This window comes from Fructilactobacillus sp. X2R5C2 (genome assembly GCF_059901375.1).
This window is the reverse complement of record NZ_JBWXUX010000001.1, coordinates 270,167-287,309: the sequence shown is the minus strand read 5'-3', so window position 1 is coordinate 287,309 and position 17,143 is coordinate 270,167. Positions and strand designations below refer to the sequence as shown.

16 protein-coding genes are annotated in these 17,143 nt (G+C 37.4%); 14 read left to right on the top strand and 2 right to left on the bottom strand.

From position 1 onward, the window contains the following. Nucleotides 1-97 precede the first annotated feature (97 nt). The gene (locus AC6UD2_RS01530; RefSeq protein ID WP_039143281.1) at nucleotides 98-2,239 is read right to left on the bottom strand and encodes an ATP-dependent Clp protease ATP-binding subunit; all 2,142 of its coding nucleotides are present in this window, start codon (nucleotides 2,237-2,239) and stop codon (nucleotides 98-100) included. Nucleotides 2,240-2,397: 158 nt separating this feature from the next. Beyond that, a complete protein-coding gene (gene greA / locus AC6UD2_RS01525) occupies nucleotides 2,398-2,895 on the bottom strand; it encodes a transcription elongation factor GreA (RefSeq protein ID WP_500697928.1) in 498 nt (165 codons plus the stop codon). Nucleotides 2,896-3,044: 149 nt separating this feature from the next. Between greA and AC6UD2_RS01520 the strand changes: the two genes are divergently transcribed. The 14 genes from AC6UD2_RS01520 to AC6UD2_RS01455 all read left to right on the top strand — a co-directional run bounded on the left by AC6UD2_RS01520 (nucleotide 3,045) and on the right by AC6UD2_RS01455 (nucleotide 17,136). After that, nucleotides 3,045-4,022 (top strand): LCP family protein, encoded by a 978-nt coding sequence (locus tag AC6UD2_RS01520; RefSeq protein WP_156112326.1) that lies wholly within the window; start codon nucleotides 3,045-3,047, stop codon nucleotides 4,020-4,022. 100 nt (nucleotides 4,023-4,122) lie between these two features. Further along, nucleotides 4,123-4,797, top strand: a complete 675-nt coding sequence (locus AC6UD2_RS01515) for a sugar transferase (protein WP_500697791.1) — start codon at nucleotides 4,123-4,125, stop codon at nucleotides 4,795-4,797. 4 nt (nucleotides 4,798-4,801) lie between these two features. Continuing rightward, nucleotides 4,802-5,587 (top strand): DUF4422 domain-containing protein, encoded by a 786-nt coding sequence (locus tag AC6UD2_RS01510; protein WP_500697790.1) that lies wholly within the window; start codon nucleotides 4,802-4,804, stop codon nucleotides 5,585-5,587. Nucleotides 5,588-5,602: 15 nt separating this feature from the next. Then, a complete protein-coding gene (locus tag AC6UD2_RS01505) occupies nucleotides 5,603-6,565 on the top strand; it encodes a glycosyltransferase family 2 protein (RefSeq protein WP_500697789.1) in 963 nt (320 codons plus the stop codon). 27 nt (nucleotides 6,566-6,592) lie between these two features. Next, nucleotides 6,593-7,414: a GT-D fold domain-containing glycosyltransferase gene (locus tag AC6UD2_RS01500; RefSeq protein ID WP_500697788.1), complete on the top strand. Its 822-nt coding sequence runs from the start codon at nucleotides 6,593-6,595 to the stop codon at nucleotides 7,412-7,414. A 44-nt stretch (nucleotides 7,415-7,458) separates the two neighbouring features. Continuing rightward, nucleotides 7,459-8,769: a hypothetical protein gene (locus AC6UD2_RS01495; protein WP_500697787.1), complete on the top strand. Its 1,311-nt coding sequence runs from the start codon at nucleotides 7,459-7,461 to the stop codon at nucleotides 8,767-8,769. Nucleotide 8,770: 1 nt separating this feature from the next. Then, nucleotides 8,771-9,889, top strand: a complete 1,119-nt coding sequence (gene glf / locus AC6UD2_RS01490) for a UDP-galactopyranose mutase (RefSeq protein WP_039143267.1) — start codon at nucleotides 8,771-8,773, stop codon at nucleotides 9,887-9,889. Between the two features lie 2 nt (nucleotides 9,890-9,891). Further along, complete coding sequence (locus tag AC6UD2_RS01485) at nucleotides 9,892-11,316, top strand: flippase (protein WP_500697786.1); 1,425 nt, start codon at nucleotides 9,892-9,894, stop codon at nucleotides 11,314-11,316. A 27-nt stretch (nucleotides 11,317-11,343) separates the two neighbouring features. Continuing rightward, nucleotides 11,344-12,468, top strand: coding sequence for a glycosyltransferase family 4 protein (locus tag AC6UD2_RS01480; protein WP_500697785.1), 1,125 nt, complete (start codon nucleotides 11,344-11,346; stop codon nucleotides 12,466-12,468). 29 nt (nucleotides 12,469-12,497) lie between these two features. Next, nucleotides 12,498-13,529, top strand: a complete 1,032-nt coding sequence (locus AC6UD2_RS01475; protein WP_500697784.1) for a glycosyltransferase — start codon at nucleotides 12,498-12,500, stop codon at nucleotides 13,527-13,529. Nucleotides 13,530-13,611: 82 nt separating this feature from the next. Then, complete coding sequence (locus tag AC6UD2_RS01470) at nucleotides 13,612-14,445, top strand: SDR family oxidoreductase (protein ID WP_500697783.1); 834 nt, start codon at nucleotides 13,612-13,614, stop codon at nucleotides 14,443-14,445. A gap of 108 nt (nucleotides 14,446-14,553) precedes the next feature. Beyond that, entirely contained in the window at nucleotides 14,554-14,997 is a 444-nt protein-coding gene (locus tag AC6UD2_RS01465; protein WP_500697782.1) for an aggregation-promoting factor C-terminal-like domain-containing protein, read from the top strand. 111 nt (nucleotides 14,998-15,108) lie between these two features. Beyond that, entirely contained in the window at nucleotides 15,109-15,867 is a 759-nt protein-coding gene (locus AC6UD2_RS01460; RefSeq protein ID WP_010022420.1) for an NADP-dependent (R)-specific alcohol dehydrogenase, read from the top strand. A gap of 276 nt (nucleotides 15,868-16,143) precedes the next feature. Continuing rightward, complete coding sequence (locus tag AC6UD2_RS01455) at nucleotides 16,144-17,136, top strand: NAD(P)-dependent oxidoreductase (protein WP_500697781.1); 993 nt, start codon at nucleotides 16,144-16,146, stop codon at nucleotides 17,134-17,136. Nucleotides 17,137-17,143 lie beyond the last annotated feature (7 nt).

Sequence of the window (17,143 nt, the reverse complement as noted above, 5' to 3'; positions counted from 1 at the left end):
CTGTATATGGCTTTCAGCAAATCTTAAGAAATAAATTAGCGTACAAAAAAAGACCCATCAATGATGATGGGTCTTTTTTATAATTAAACTAATTTAATTAGTCACCACTAGCAAATTTGGTTTTGTCAGTGTTCTTAGTGATTTCGATGGTGTCTTTTCTAAGGTCAGCCTTAAGATGTTTAACATCTTGGTGATCCAAGTAGTACATCGCAATCTTATCTCTTAATTGTTGTTCGATTACTCGACGTAATGGACGAGCACCCATGGCTTCATCGTAACCTTGGTCCATCAACCATTTCTTAGCATCTGGAGTTACGTAAAGTTCCATGTCTTTTTGAGCTAAGGTGTCGTTTAAGTTACCGATCATAAGATCAACAATCTTGCTTAAGTCTTCCTTAGTCAAATGTGAGAATTCAACGATTGCATTGAATCGGTTCAAGAATTCAGGTCTGAAGTATGGAGCCAAACGGTCCATAATTGACATATCCTTCTTGTTGTTCTTGCTCATTGAATCGTTACCGAATCCGGCATTTGAAGTAGCAATGATAACAGTGTTCTTAAAGTCAACCACGTTACCTTGACCATCAGTCAAACGACCGTCATCCATAACTTGAAGTAATAGGGTGATTACTTGTGGGTTAGCTTTTTCAATTTCATCAAGCAATACGATTGAGTATGGGTTTCTTCTTACTTGTTCAGTAAGGGTATTACCATTGTCACCGTAACCAACGTAACCAGCTGAAGTACCAATTAACTTAGATACAGCAGTTACATCTTGGTATTCTGACATATCAAGTCTGATGATTGAGTTTTCATCGTTGAACATGTCTTTAGCTAATTGCTTAACTAATTCGGTCTTACCAACACCAGTAGGTCCAACGAATAAGAATGAACCAATTGGACGGTTACCTTCGTCAAAACCAGCACGATTTCTACGAATAGCGTTAACAACTAAGTCAACAGCTTGGTCTTGTCCAATAACACGACCCTTAAGTCTAGTATCCATGCCTTTCAATCTTTCAAGATCGTTAGCACTCATTTGTGAAACTGGAATACCAGTTAATCGTTCAACTGAGGCAGCAATGTCAGATACTTTGGCAACTGGACGTTCAGTGTTAGTGTCGTCACTCTTAAGTTTCTTTTGGATGTCTTCGATCTTAGTCTTAGCTTTGGCAGCATCTTCATACTTTTCAGCCTTAGCAGCATCCTCTTTTTCTTTCTTAGCAGCCTTTAATTCACTTTCAAGGGTAACCTTGTCAGTAACAGGGTGTTTTGCAGCTAAGTGAGCAGCTGTCATATCGATCAAGTCAATTGCCTTGTCAGGTAATGAACGTTGAGGGATGTATTGAACAGAGTAGTCAACAGCAGCTTTTAGAACATCGTCAGGTAATGTAACTTGGTGATGGTCTTCGTAAGCCTTCTTGATACCCTTTAAGATTTCAAGTGTTGTTGCTTTGCTTGGAGCGTTAACAGTAACATCATTGAAACGACGTGCAAGAGCAGAGTCTTTCATGATGGTGTTTCTGTATTCGTCTTGAGTAGTAGCACCGATAACTGAGATCTCACCACGACTCAAAGCTGGTTTGATCATGTCGGCTAAACCTTTGCTTCCAGATTCGTCACCTGAAGCACCGGCACCAACAATTTGATGAATTTCATCAAAGAATAGGATAACGTTTTTACGTTCTTCAACTTCTTTGATTAATTTTTGAATGTTCTCTTCGTATGCACCACGGTATTGAGTGCCAGCTTCAAGAGAAGATAAGTCGATTGAGATAATCTGCTTGTCTTTGATAGCACCAGGAACGTCACCCTTAACGATCTTTTGAGCTAAACCTTCAACGATGGCAGTTTTACCAACACCAGCGTCACCTACTAAGATCGGGTTATTCTTGATACGACGACTCAAAATTTCAGCTGTTTCTTGAATTTCTTTGTCACGTCCAATAACTGGGTCAAGTAAACCTTGTTTAGCTTCATCAGTTAGGTTACGACCAACTTTGTCCAAGTAGCTTTCAGCTTTCTTTTGTTGCTTGGCGTTGCCGCCACCGTTTTGACCGCCACGGCCAGGAATTTGACCTGATTTTCTCATTGCTTCAACTTCTTCAGGTGTCAGTTCGTGACCGTTAACAACGTAACGAGCATTAGGGTTATTTTGACCCATGCCACCACCTAATAGACTATTAAATAAATCGTCCATTCCGTTTCCGAATGGATCATTTCCAAAATTGTCTGCCATATGCAATTCCTTCTTTCCCTATTTTCACCACTTGGTGATTTTATGACTATTTAAGATAACAGGAACTTATCTCTAGTTCCAATTTCAATTATACCAGTTATGGGTCGGATGCATAGTATTTTGCTCATGTTTGGTGAAATTAGTCAGGATTGGTCAGACTACTTTCTATAAGTAGTGCTAATTTCCAAGATTTTTAATTTATAATTTACTTCTGGGGCTTTGACTGAAATGGTCTCGCCAACCTGATGATGTAAAAGTGATTTGCCAAGCGGGGAATCATAAAAGATTTTATTTTCTTCAAGTTTAGAGAACTCCGCTTCTTGTTTTCCAACAATAATGAAGGAATCGGAATCGCCGTCTTCTAAAAACTTAACTTTAACCTTACTTCCAATGCCAACTTGATCACTTTTTGGGCTTGAAACCACTTCCGCATACTGTTCCTGCTTACGAAAGTATCGTAATCGATTTTCGAGCTGGTGAAGTTCTCTTTTGGACGTGCTGTACTCAGCATTTTCAGAACGGTCACCTAACGCAGCAGCGTCGTGAAGTGCTTGGATTTTCCCTGGCCGATTTTTTTCAAGCGTTTTGATTTCATCTTGAATTTGTTGATAGCCGTGCTTTGTCATTTTATTAAAATACGTAGCCAACTTGATCACCTCCGTCTTTTTTTCGTCCAAATTTTACCATAATTATGGTAGTAAAAAGCCCACATTTCCCATTTAAAGTTTGATTAGTAGCGCTCTTATGATATTATTACACTATGATTAATTCCAAATTGATTTCATTTTAACTAAGGAGAAATAATATGAGAAGCCGTCACATGGAGAAGAAATCTCATAAGACTCGTAACATCATTATTCTAGTAGTGATTGTGGTTGTTGCCATTGTTTTGGCATTTCTAGGATATGGTGCTTACAAGTACAAATCTGCTTCAAATCAAATTAATAAAGCTTATAAGAGTGCTGGCATCAAGAAAACAAGGGATACTGATGCCTTATTAAATCACAGAAAACCAGTCTCAATTCTGTTACTTGGAACCGATACTGGAGCCCTTGATCGAAATTATAAGGGTCGAACCGATACCATTATGGTTGCTACCCTTAATCCTGAAACCAAGAAGATGACGTTAACTAGTATTCCTCGTGATACTGCCGTTAATATTCCTGGATATCCACAGGATTCACCATCTAAGATTAATGCAGCTTATACTTATGGAAGTGCTGGAACTGCAATTAAGACGGTTGAAAAGTTATTAAACGTGCCAATTGACTTCTATGCCCTCATTAATATGGGTGGTTTAAAGGAGATTGTGGACCAAGTTGGTGGAGTAACCATTACTCCAACACTGTCATTTAGTTACGAAGGCTATACCTTTAAGAAGGGCCAACCAACTAAGATGGACGGAAAAGAAGCACTATCGTATTCTCGGATGAGATATGACGATCCTGCCGGTGACTATGGTAGAACCATGCGTCAACGTCAGATTCTACAAGCCATTGCAGGTAAGGGTGCTTCGGTATCACAATTGATGAACAACGACTTCATTAGTTCCATTGCCAAATCCAGTCAAACAGACTTAAGTTCAAGTGATTTGACGAAACTTGCAGCAGGGTACCGTGAACACGGTGACTTTGTTGATAATCATTTACAGGGTGAGAACCAGATGATTGCGAACTCAGCAATGCAAGTTCCAACGGAAAGTCAACTGCAGCAGACGACTAACTTCATTCGAAAGAATCTTGGTTTACCTGCTGCAAAGACGGGAAGCGCAGCTTATCATTAAATTTAAATAGAAACGCGATGTTCTCCTGAGTGTATGAGGAGAACATTTTGGCGTAAAAGGGTAATTAGAACCTAAATATTTGTTTTCAGGAGAGTGTATCGTGGAAAGTACAACAAACAATAATGGGCTCAAAGATAAAGAATATAGTCCTAAAAATACTTTATTTTATCGTTGTGTAAAACGCATATTTGATGTTTGTGTTTCAAGTTTAGCGTTAATTTTTGTAGGAATTATTTCAATAATCTTTTTGCCATTATATTTATTTGGTGCTAATCGCGGACCAATGTTTTATAAACAAGAAAGGATTGGATTACACGGGCAACCCTTTTATATATATAAATACCGATCAATGGTTGTAAATGCAGATGAGATTCTTAGATCTAATAAAGAATTGTATGCTGAATATGTGAAAGATGGATATAAGCTCCCTTACGGAAGGGATCCAAGAATTACAAAATTTGGTAATTTTTTGAGACGAACATCATTAGATGAATTACCACAATTTTTCAATGTTTTCATTGGGAATATGTCATTAGTTGGTCCTCGTCCTGTAGTAAAAAAAGAGTTAGTTGAATATGGAAATAAAGTTAATGAGTTTTTGTCAGCAAAACCTGGTGCAATGGGATATTGGCAGGAAATGGGAAGAAGCAACATTACCTATCCGAAGCGGTGCCAGGTTGAGCTTTACTATGTTGAACACGCGTCACTTATGTTTGATACTAAAATTATGTTAAAGAGTGTCAAAAGTATTTTTGTACGTGAAGGAGCCTATTAATACGATGAATATAAAAATATTAGTTGCTTCACATAAAGACGCACCTATGCCAGCAGATAAAAAAGTATATTTGCCCATTTTGGTAGGGGCAGACAGAAATTATAATGGTCAACATGGATTTCAATTAGATAACCAAGGTAAGAATATTTCAGCCAAAAATCCTAATTATAATGAATTAACTGCAATTTATTGGGCATGGAAAAATTTACAGGACGCAGATGTAATTGGTTTAGTTCATTACCGTCGTTTCTTTAGTATGTATCATAAACGTTCTATTGAAGATATTTTGACAAAAAAGCAAGTTGAGCAATTACTACGAAAAGCTCCGGTTGTTTTACCTCGTAAACGAGATTATATTGTTGAATCTAACCAATCTCATTATGAACATGCACATCATAAAGAACCATTAATTAAAACCCGAGAAATTATTTCTCAAGATTATCCAAAGTACCTAAAAGCTTTTGATGAACAAATGGATAGCAGAAAAGCTCATATGTTTAATATGTTTATCATGAAACAAAGTTATTTTGATAGTTATTGTGAGTTTGTATTTGGAGTACTTGAAAATGTAGAAAAACAAATAAATATTTCTGACTATTCAGTTCAGGAGGCAAGAGTTTTTGGATATCTTGCTGAGATATTGATGGATGTATGGATCAAGACAAACAACGTTCAATATACTGAATGTAACTGGATTCAGATCGGTGACCGTCACCTCGTTAAAAAGGCGTGGGGATTTGTGAAACGAAAGTTCTTCAGTAACGTTGGAAAAGACAAGACACACTACTAGAAAGAGGATTCATTAATGACTAACTATGACATTAGTATTATCATGCCAAGCTTTAATTCGGAAAAATCAATTGGCAAAGCAATTGATTCCATTTTTAATCAGGAAACTGATTTTAGTTTTGAATTATTGATTATTGATGATGGATCTTCTGATGACACTGTAAATATTATCAAGTCACGGATGCTACATAACAAGGGCATTCAACTTTTTTATACAGATCATAAGTACCAGGCCGAGGCCAGAAATAAGGGTATCAGGCATGCCTCTGGAAAATACATCATGTTCTCCGACGATGATGATGAGTACTTGCCGGGATACATCCAGGCCATGGGAGAGAAAATTAAAGATATGCAGCTAGTGATTGCGGGAATTGAGAAGCAGTTCCCCAATGGCCGAGTTGAGGTTGAGGATCAGTCAGTTATGGAATCTGCTACTAGTGACGATCAATTACTTGGTGATTATCTTACTAAAAATCAAGAAATGGATGTTGGCTTGTGGAATAAGATTTTTGTTAAAAAGATCATTGATGATAATCACCTTCTGATGAGTAACAAGAACTTTTTTGAGGATAGTCTGTTTGTCCTTCAATATCTGTTAGCGATTAATTGGGAACAGATTGGCTACGTTAATCAGCCAATGTACCTTTTAAATAAGCATGAGGGATCAACGACTAATACATACGATCCTAAGTTGTTGGACAAGTGCAATGAGTATATTAATAAGGTAAGTAAGTTAATTGCCAATCGACCTGAGTTAGAGAAGTATTTTAGAAGCTTCAAAGCGCGGATCGACTTGTTTTATGTTCACCGTAATATTTTGAATAATCCGAAGTGGGATGTACAAGATCAGCGCTTAATCCTGCGTCCCTTGATTAATTCATCATATCTGAAGGAGCTCAGCAAAAAGTATGTAATTGCGATTATGCTGGCGTTCATGATGCCTAAAACTTACATTAAGTTGTATTCAAAACGAAAGTGAGGATCAGATTTGAATCTAAAATCCTTTATGTACAAGGCATTTAACGATGCAGTCTACATCCCAATTTATCAAATTAAATATAAACGACAGTTTCAGACTTTAAAAATTAAATCAATTGAACAAACTATTGATGCGATTACGAAGGATCACATTTCTCTTAGTCGTTTTGGTGACGGTGAGTTCAAGTGGATCAACATGACTGGGCAAAAGTCTTTTGAGCATGATTCAAAAGAACTGAGTCAACGACTTTTAGAAGTTCTTCGTTCTAATTTGAAGCGACATGGAATTGGATTACCACAGGCCTTTAAAAATCCTGATATCATGAACGCCAACAAGTATTGGGAACGTGAAATGGGGAAGTACGGTAAACAATGGCTTTCTGATTTAGATTTTTCTGAAATGTACTTCAACACTAGTGTGACGCGTCCCTACATGGATTTGAAGGACAAGAAAATTGCTAAGTACGTTTTTGATGAATTTAAAAAGTACGTTTCAAATAAAAGTATCTTAGTAATCGAAGGTGATCAGACCCATTTTGGTGAGGGAAATGATCTGTTAAGTAGTGCCGGTAGTGTAATGAGATTAGAATGTCCTAGTCACAATGCCTTTGAGCAGTATGAAACAATTTTGGGTCAGGCTAAGCATGCCATCTTAAATGAAGATCCAGATTTAGTTCTGGCTGCGTTAGGACCAACCGCCACCATTCTCTCGTATGATTTAACTAAGACTTTAAACAAACAGGTACTTGATATTGGTCACCTTGATATAGAGTATACTTGGTTTTTAAATGGAGATAAAAAAAGAACTAAAATTAATGGTAAGGCTGTTAATGAAGTAAAAAATCATTAAATTGATCAATTTATCGTACCAGCAAACTGTAGGAGTAGATGTTAATGAGCAAAATTAATAACCAGCAATGGTTTAAAATTGTAAATTATGTGTTTATATTTTTCTTAGTGTTGAGTTGTAAGAGTGTGTTTTGGGTCTCAACTTTTCCAGCTTTTAAAATTGTTAAAGTTGGGGCATTCTTTTTACCCTTGTTAATCGTTTTGGGATATGCTTTTTATTATCGTGACACCGTTGTAGAACAATTAAAAAAAATTATGATGCCCTTAATTATTTTCATTGTGTTCATGAGTGTCTTTTTAATATTCAATTTCTTGATTTATCATTACTCATTGCCTAAAATTGGATTCTTTTGTTTATATTTACCAATTATTCTTTATTTATATAGTTGTATTGTGATTCATAAAAAACAGGATGTAATTGTTTATTTTATCAATATTGTTTCCTTCTTATCAGTAATTTCATTATTCTTTTGGTTGCTTTCTGAGTTTAATATACCCACCAATACCGAATTTGTTGCTCAATGGGGGCATGACATTAAAGTTCCTGGTTACTTTATCTTTCAATTTATACCACAGGGTGCTGTCCCGTTTTTAGGAATCAATCTAGTGCGAAACACAGGGTTATTCATTGAAGCTCCTATGTTCTCATTTGTTCTATCAAGTGCAATTATATTTAGTCTATTTTTATGCCCAGACCTTAAGCATAGAAAATCGAAGTTATTAATTCTTTATGTAACAATTATTACTACTACTTCTACAACTGGAATTATAATTTCATTATTGTCATTAGTTATTTATATTTTTGCGGTAGAATGGAAAAAGATTATCAAAAATATGTCAAGACTTTATCGGTATGCTATTGGATTAGTTTTAATTGCTTTTGCTGGTTGTTTTGCTGGATTTGCGATTTCTAGTAAGATGCAATCAATGAAGGGATCCACTACCGTTAGAAGTAATGATATTATGGCTGGTTTTCATGCTTTTATGCTTCATCCTATTATCGGAAATGGGATCGGGAACTTTGATATACTGAAGAAATTCATGCTTGCATCTCGATTAAAGCAAGGCGGAAATGATGGCTTTTCTGCTGGATTGATGCAAGTACTTGCTTATGGTGGAATTGCCTTGTTGCTTGTATATCTAGTTCCACTGATTTTTTCTATTATCAAAAGAGACTTAAATACAACAATTGTATCTTCATTATTGCTTGTACTATTATTCTTTACTATTGTTAATGAAGTAGAACTATACTTCTTTTTATCAATTTACCTAGTGAGTTATTTATACCTTACAGGTGGTAAACAAAACAATTTAAGTGGGGCACGCCCCAATAAACTATTACATTTCGGAGGATAATATGACTGATTATTTAGTGGTTGGTTCAGGATTATTTGGATCAACGTTTGCGTACGAAGCTGCCAAACGTGGTAATCACGTTGAGGTAATTGAAAAACGAGACCACGTTGGTGGTAACATCTATACAAAAGAAGTAGAGGGGATCCAGGTCCATGAATATGGGGCCCACATTTTCCATACTAAGATGAAGGACATCTGGGATTATGTGCACCAGTTTGCCGACTTTAACAACTACGTTAATAGCCCAATTGCCAACTATCATGGTGAGATCTACAACATGCCGTTCAACATGAACACCTTCAATAAGTTGTGGGGTGTCAGGACTCCAGCAGAAGCTAAGGCTAAGATTGAAGAACAAAAACGGGATGCTAACATCCCAGATAAACCAACTAATCTTGAAGAACAAGCTATCTCGTTGGTTGGACCTGATTTATATGAAAAATTAGTTAAAGGTTACACCGAAAAGCAGTGGGGAAGAAAGGCAACTGATCTTCCAGCTTTCATCATTAGAAGAATTCCCGTTCGTTTCATTTATGACAATAACTACTTCAGTGATCCATACCAGGGAATCCCAATCGGTGGATACACCCAAATCATTGAAAAAATGCTTGCTAGTGACTTAATCGACGTTAAAACCAATACTGATTTCTTCGATAAGAAGGATGAATATTTAAAATCTGGTAAACGGATTATCTTTACTGGAATGATCGATCAGTTCTTTGACTATCAACTAGGGGCCCTTGAGTACCGAAGCTTGAAGTTTGATACTGAAGTTAAAGACGTTGATAATTATCAGGGGAATGCTGTTGTCAATTACACGGACGCTGAAACTCCTTACACCAGAGTGATTGAACACAAACACTTTGAGTTTGGTAAGGGTAACAAACATAAGACGGTTATAACTCATGAATATCCAAAGACTTGGCATCGTGGGGATGAGCCTTATTACCCAATCGATGACAAGAAGAACCGTTCTTTATACAAGAAATATGCAGAATTAGCTGCAAAAGATGTGCCTAATGTATTTTTCGGTGGCCGTTTAGGTCAGTACCGATACTACAACATGGATCAGGCCATCATGTCAGCTTTGAGATTAGTTAAAAACGAATTTGGTGAATAAATTTGGGTAAAGTAATTAAGAACTATTTGTATAATGCGTCCTATCAATTATTCGTGTTGATAGTTCCTTTAATAACGACACCTTACTTAGCTCGTGTGCTAGGACCACAAGGGGTCGGAATTAATGCTTATACGAATTCAATTATTCAATATTTCATTATTTTTGGAAGTGTTGGGGTTGCTCTATACGGAAATCGTCAGATTGCGTACGTGCGCAACAATAAGCAGAAACTGACTAACACTTTTTATGAAATCTTCTTTATGCGAATGGTAACAATCGGTGTCGCGTACATTGCCTTCTTTATTTTTCTGGCATTTGCACATCGATTTCATAGTTATTACATTGCTCAATCTTTCTCACTACTCGCTGCGGCTTTTGATATTTCTTGGTTCTTTCAAGGAGTCGAGAACTTTGGCGTGACCGTTTTAAGAAATTTTATTGTTAAAATCATTACGCTTTTCAGTATTTTTGCGTTCGTCAAGTCATACAATGACTTGTGGTTATACATATTTATACTGTCCATGTCGCTTTTAATCGGTAATTTAACCCTGTTTCCAAGTCTGAGAAGATATTTGGGAAAAGTGGATTGGAAAAACTTTCACTGGTTTAGGCACTTTTGGCCGTCGATGGTGCTTTTTGTTCCGGAGATTGCTACTCAGATTTATCTGGTTGTTAATAAGACCATGCTGGGTGCCATGACATCCGTTACTGCGGCAGGATATTTTGATCAGTCTGATAAGATCGTAAAATTGTCGCTGGCGGTTGTTACCGCAACCGGAACCGTGATGCTTCCCCATGTGGCAAATGCCTTTATGCAAGGGAAACACGAGAAGGTTAAGGACTACTTGTATCAAAGTTTTGAGTTCGTTACTGCTTTGTCAATTCCAATTGCGTTTGGGATTGCGGCAGTTTCCCCCAGCTTTGTGCCATTGTTCTTTGGTACCAAGTTTATGGCTGTTGTACCGTTAATGATGATTGAGTCAATCGTGGTAGTTATGATTGCATGGAGTAATGCGATTGGGGTCCAGTATTTGGTTCCTACCAATCAAAACAAGGCCTACAATTATTCCGTTATTATTGGTGCCATTATTAACATTGTAGCCAATGTTCCCTTGATTTTACTGTGGGGAGCAGTTGGAACTGCCGTTGCGACGGTTCTTTCTGAGGCTTCGGTGACTGGAATTCAGCTATATGCCGTTAAGGACGAGATTGATTTTAGAAGGTTGTATCATGGATTCTTTAAGTACTTCGTTGCGGGTCTTTTGATGTTTGCCATCGTATTTGTACTCGATGCCACTTTAAGAGTTAAGTGGATTGATTTGATCATCGAGGTATTCCTTGGAATCATTGTGTATACGGTGTTGATTTTCGTTCTGAAGACTAAAGTGTCTAAAGATGTAATTACTATTATCAAAAAGAAGTTTTAATTTAAAATATTAAGAGGTTATGAGTCAATGAAAATTGCGTTTGTCAGTGAGGATAAACTAAATGATGTTTCCGTTTGGTCTGGGACTACCAGTAATATTTACGATGTCATTGCCAAACGAAATGAAGTTGTTTCGGTGCGCCCATCTGGCATTAAGCTGTTTTTTGGAAAAGTAATTCGTAAGTTTACAAAATGGTTTAGATTACCCGATCTGGAGGCATTTTCTGATGAATGGATTGCCAAAGTTGAAGGTAAATCATTAAGCCAAAAATTAAAAAGCCATTCAGACATTGATTTTATTTTTGTGGCCGCTGAAGATAATTTAATCGAATTTCTTCATACTGACATTCCAATTGTTTTTTTAAATGATGCAACTTTTAATGAGATGATTAACTACTATTGGTTCCATTTGACGAAAAAACAGATCAGTATTCATACCCGAATGGATCAAACGACTCTTGATAAGTCATCATTGATTTTGATGGCGAGTGAATGGGCTAAACATGACGCGGTGCAAACCTATGGCATTAACGAAAGCAAGGTTAAGGTCTTGCCATTTGGCGCTAATTTACCCGATAAATTTGTTCCTCATCAACTAGAGGCTGATGATAAGGTGAAGTTATTATTTGTTGGAGTTGAGTGGGAACGAAAGGGGATGGACGTCATCTGTTCCATGATGGATAAATTAAATGAGAAGTATCCTCATCAATTTGAAATTAATGTTATTGGACTAAACGGTCTGGATGATCAGAGATTTCCCGACAACATTAAGTTTCATGGATTCGTTTCTAAACACACTGACGCTGGTTTAGACAAGATGATTAAGCTTTATAATGAAAGTGATATCTTTGTACTGCCCACTAAAGCAGAGTGTGCGGGAATTGCATTTGCTGAAGCAGCCGAATATGGTCTGCCGTCCATCACGTACGATACCGGTGGAATTGGGACTTACGTAATTAATGATTACAGTGGCTATCGGTTAAATAGATCGGCAACAGCCATGGATTTTGCTGACACAGTTAGTGATTTGGCGAATGATCATGAGAAATTGGTTAAGATGTCAAAAAATGCGCGTAAATTGTATAAAACTAAGTTAAATTGGGATGCCTGGGAACATGGCTTTAATAAATTGACCCATAAATTTGATAATTAGGTGGAATTTAAAGGAGTTTAGTGGAACTGATGAAAAAATTGATTATTGATGTGGTCCGTTCGAAGGCTAACGATGGAATTGGTAAGCCCAAAGAGGACATTAATGAAGTCCTTGAAAACGATTATGGTTTTCAGATGGCTTACTTAAAACAATTCAAATATGGCAAGTTTGATCGCCATTTTTTGATCAATTATCGGATCAACAAACTTGATAAATATCACTTAAAATCAACTGATGTAATTGTCATTCAATACCCCATTTACTCTGGGAAACAGTTTGAAGAGACCCTTTTAAGATATCTCAATGATCGACGAGTTAAGACGGTGGCTGTCATTCACGACATCGATTCGTTACGTTTTCCTAATAGTACTTTCAAAACGGTCAAAGATGAGGCCGAGTTTTTAAATAACTTTACAGCGGTAATTTCACCCAATAGCACCATGTCAGATACATTGAGGGAAAATGGCTTAAACGTTCCGTGTGTTGACCTTGAAATTTTTGATTACTTTTCTGATGTTCATAGTAAAAAGAATGGGATTAAGTACAAGGATGAGATCACCTTCGCTGGAAATTTGAATAAATCGGTTTTCTTAAAATATTTAGAGGTTCCTGAGGACATTCAATTTGAGGTCTTTGGTAATATTGATGATCCAGAAACGTTAAATTCTTCCTTGAAGTACATGGGAAGCGTCTCTCCAGACGTGTTATCAAAAAAGTTAGGCCATGGTTATGGACTAGTATGGGATGGTAACAGTGTGGATAGTATGGAAGGTAAGATTGGTGACTATCTACGATACAACAATCCTTACAAGGCTTCATCATATCTGAGCGCTGGCATGCCAGTGATTGTCTGGGAGGAGTCAGCAATTGCTAAATTCGTTGAAGAACATCATGTTGGATTAGCGGTAGATTCAATCGCTGACTTGGCAATGTCTTTGAAACGAGTAACTGATGGTGAATTCAATCAAATGGTCGATAATGCTCATGCGATTTCATCAAAGTTACACGATGGTTTTTACACTAAACAGGCTTTTGATAAGGTATTTGATGAAATTAAATAAAACAAATCAAAAACGACGTGTTAATCTATTAGTTAATATTAACTAATGACTATCACGTCGTTATTTTTTTAGGAGTGATTGTATGAAAAAAGTTTTAGTGCTTGGATCGAATGGACAACTAGGTCGTGAACTATCTGATCTTTTAAACGAACAACAAATTGAATTTGAGGCCCCATCTTCAAAAGAGGTTGATGTAACTGATCAAAATGGGGTCATGAAGTACTTTAAAGATCATCAACCAGAGGTGGTTTTTGATTGTGTTGGTTACACGAACATTGCGGGTGCTGAAAAAGAGCCCGGAAAGACAATTAATCAGAACGTTAATTTTCTTGGAACCCAGTACGTTGCTTTGGCTGCAAGAGATTTGGACGCGACATTGGTCCACATCAGTACGAATCGTGTTTTTGATGGAAATGACAATTCTGAACCGCATAAGACGACGGATATCCCCAATCCAATCAGTGAATACAGTAAGCAAAAACGCATGGCGGAGCGTGCCATCGAAGAGATTAGTACAAAATACTATACAATTCGAATAGCCAATCTGTTTGGTAAATACGACACGAACTTTACGAACATGTTATTAACTCCAGCCGATGAGAATGGTCTTCGTCATGTTTCCAATGAACAGCTTAATAACGTTACGTGGACAAGGACCTTAGCTGAATTTATGCTATATGTTATTGAAAATGAACTTCCATTCGGAATGTATCATTTATCCAACCAAGGATTAACGAATTCTTATAAGGTGTTTCAAGAAATTCAGAAAAATAGTTCAATTGAAGTTACACCAACTAATTCTAGAAATGATGCGGTCATAGAATGGCCGATTCTTGATTTGAGCAAGGTAAATAACACTGATTTTAAAAATCTAACATGGGATGAGGCCATTACTCAATTATTGAACACTTTATAATACTAAAACCCGGTTTCTGCAATCTTTTTTAACCTCCGTGTAATGTTTTCCTAATATTGCTGAAATTTTCACCCCTTAACGTATTGAATGTTGAGAGGAGGAAAAGACATGAACTGGAAACACATTATTCTAACAGTAGTCAGTGTTGCAGCTATTTTTACCACGGGCATAGCAGTCGCAAATAGTTCACGCATGGACGTTAATGCTGATTCATCGAGATACACCATCGTTAATAGACAGAAAAAAGTTCAGAAAGCAAAACGGGCGAAACAACCCGTAAAAGTAATTAAGTCAGAAAGTTCAGTAACTCAGCTAAGTAAGTCCGAAGGGGCTGCCAAGAACTGGATTGCTTATCAAGAATCACGTGGTGACTATCACGCCAAGAATCCAACTAACCCAACGGTGTACGGTAAGTATCAATTAAGTCGAGCTTACCTGCACGGCGATTATTCAAAAGAGAATCAAGAACGGACCGCCGATAACTACGTTTACGGACGTTACGGATCTTGGAAGAACGCTAAAAAACATTGGGAAAGCAATAACTGGTACTAAACTTTTAGTACATAAGGCTCATGACAAAAGTCATGAGCCTTTTTGCGTGTTAATGAAGCTTTTAATGGTAAGGTTAGGTTAAGAATAAATATGTAATTGGAGGGATATATTATGACAGACAGATTAAAGAACAAAGTTGCAATCATTACTGGTGGAACCCTTGGAATTGGCTATGCCATTGCCGAGATGTTTGTTAAAGAAGGCGCTAAAGTAGCGATTACTGGACGTAATGAAGATCGTGGCCGTGAAGCAGCTGATGCAATTAACAAAGAATACCCAAACACAGCTAAATTCATCAAACAGGATGTTTCTGATCCAGAGCGTTGGCCAGAAGTGTTTGAAGAAACTGAGAAGGATTTTGGTCAAGTTACCACATTGATTAATAATGCTGGAATTGCGATTGGCAAGTCGATCGAAGATACTACCACTGAAGAATGGAAGAAAGTCTTAAGCATTGACCTTGACGGTGTTTTCTATGGAATGCGTGAAGGAATCAAACAAATGAAAAACAAGAACATTGGTGCTTCCATCGTAAACATGTCATCAATCGAAGGTTTAGTTGGTGATCCTGATTTGGGTGCTTACAATGCCTCAAAGGGTGGCGTCCGGATGATGTCAAAGTCAGCCGCTTTGGATTGTGCGCTTAAAGACTACGGCATTCGGGTTAACTCTGTTCACCCAGGTTACATCCAAACTCCAATGGTTAAACCAGACTTTGTTAAAGCCATGTCACAAAGAAGTAAGACTCCAATGGGTCACTTAGGTAAACCAAAAGACGTTGCATACGCTGCTGTTTACTTGGCTTCTGATGAATCCGAATTCACTACTGGCAGTGAGTTAGTGGTTGATGGTGGATACACGGCTCAATAAAAATTAGTATGAAAAAAGACGACCTCACAGTCGTCTTTTTCTTTTCTAGTTTATTTTGTTAGGATGGCGTAAATGCCAGCAATGACCAAGATAATCATCACGACTGCCATTACAACGATTCGCTTCACTTGTGTTTTATGAAAATTATTAAATTTGTTTGCCATAGTATTCTCCTCTGATTGGTTATGAACATTTTAGCATTTAATAAGAGAAAAGAATTGCATTTTAACCACGGTTTAATTCATAATTGAGTTGTTAAAATAAGGAGATAGATCAATGTTTAAAATAACTATTTACCATGCTGATGCAATGCAGAAGCAATATTTTGAAGATTATAATCAAACAAGTTTTGAACTAAAGTTTGTTAAAGAGAGATTAACGATGGCCAATGTGATCCAAGCCCAGGGATCAAATGGGGTCTTGATTGATGGAATGTGCAATGCGGACGCTAAAATCATTGACCAGTTAGCTGACTATGGCGTTGAGTACTTATTCACCCGTGCGGTTGGCATTAATAATATTGATGTTAAAGAAGCTACTGCTAAGGGCATTAAAGTGGCTAATGTGCCCGACTATTCGCCACATTCAGTTGCTGGTCTTGCATTCACACTTGGAATGACACTTTTCCGTCATGTAGCTCAAGCCACTGCCAACACGCATGATGCTGACTTTCGGATCTTGCCCCTCTACTTTAGTCGTGAGATTCATGATTCTACGGTTGGAATTATTGGAGCTGGGAGAATTGGAACGGCCGAAGCTGAGATGTATGATGCGGTTGGTGCTAACGTTTTAGCGTACCAACGTCATCCAAACCCAGACAATCAAGCCGTTAAATTTGTGGAGATGGATGAACTGTTAGCTAAGTCTGACATTGTTTCCATTCATGTTCCATTAACTTCTGGAACCGAAAAATTAATCGGTAAACCAGAACTGGATCAGATGAAGAATGATGCCATTTTGGTTAACACGGCTCGCGGTGGGGTAGTCGATAATAACGCTGTCGCTGATGCCGTTGAGAACTTTCAAATTGGTGGTTATGGAACCGATGTTTTGCTTGATGAGGGCGAAGTCATTGGGAAAGAATTCAACAGTTTGGACGACGTTCCAAGTGCTGAAGACAAGAAGTTGATGAAGAATTATCCAAATGTCATTGTTACACCTCATATGGGAGCGTTTACCGAGGAAGCCAATAAAGACATGGTTCGGATTAGTTTTGAGAACTTCAAACAAGTGCTTGCAACTGGTAAACCATTGCATCCAGTAAACTAAGGAGAGA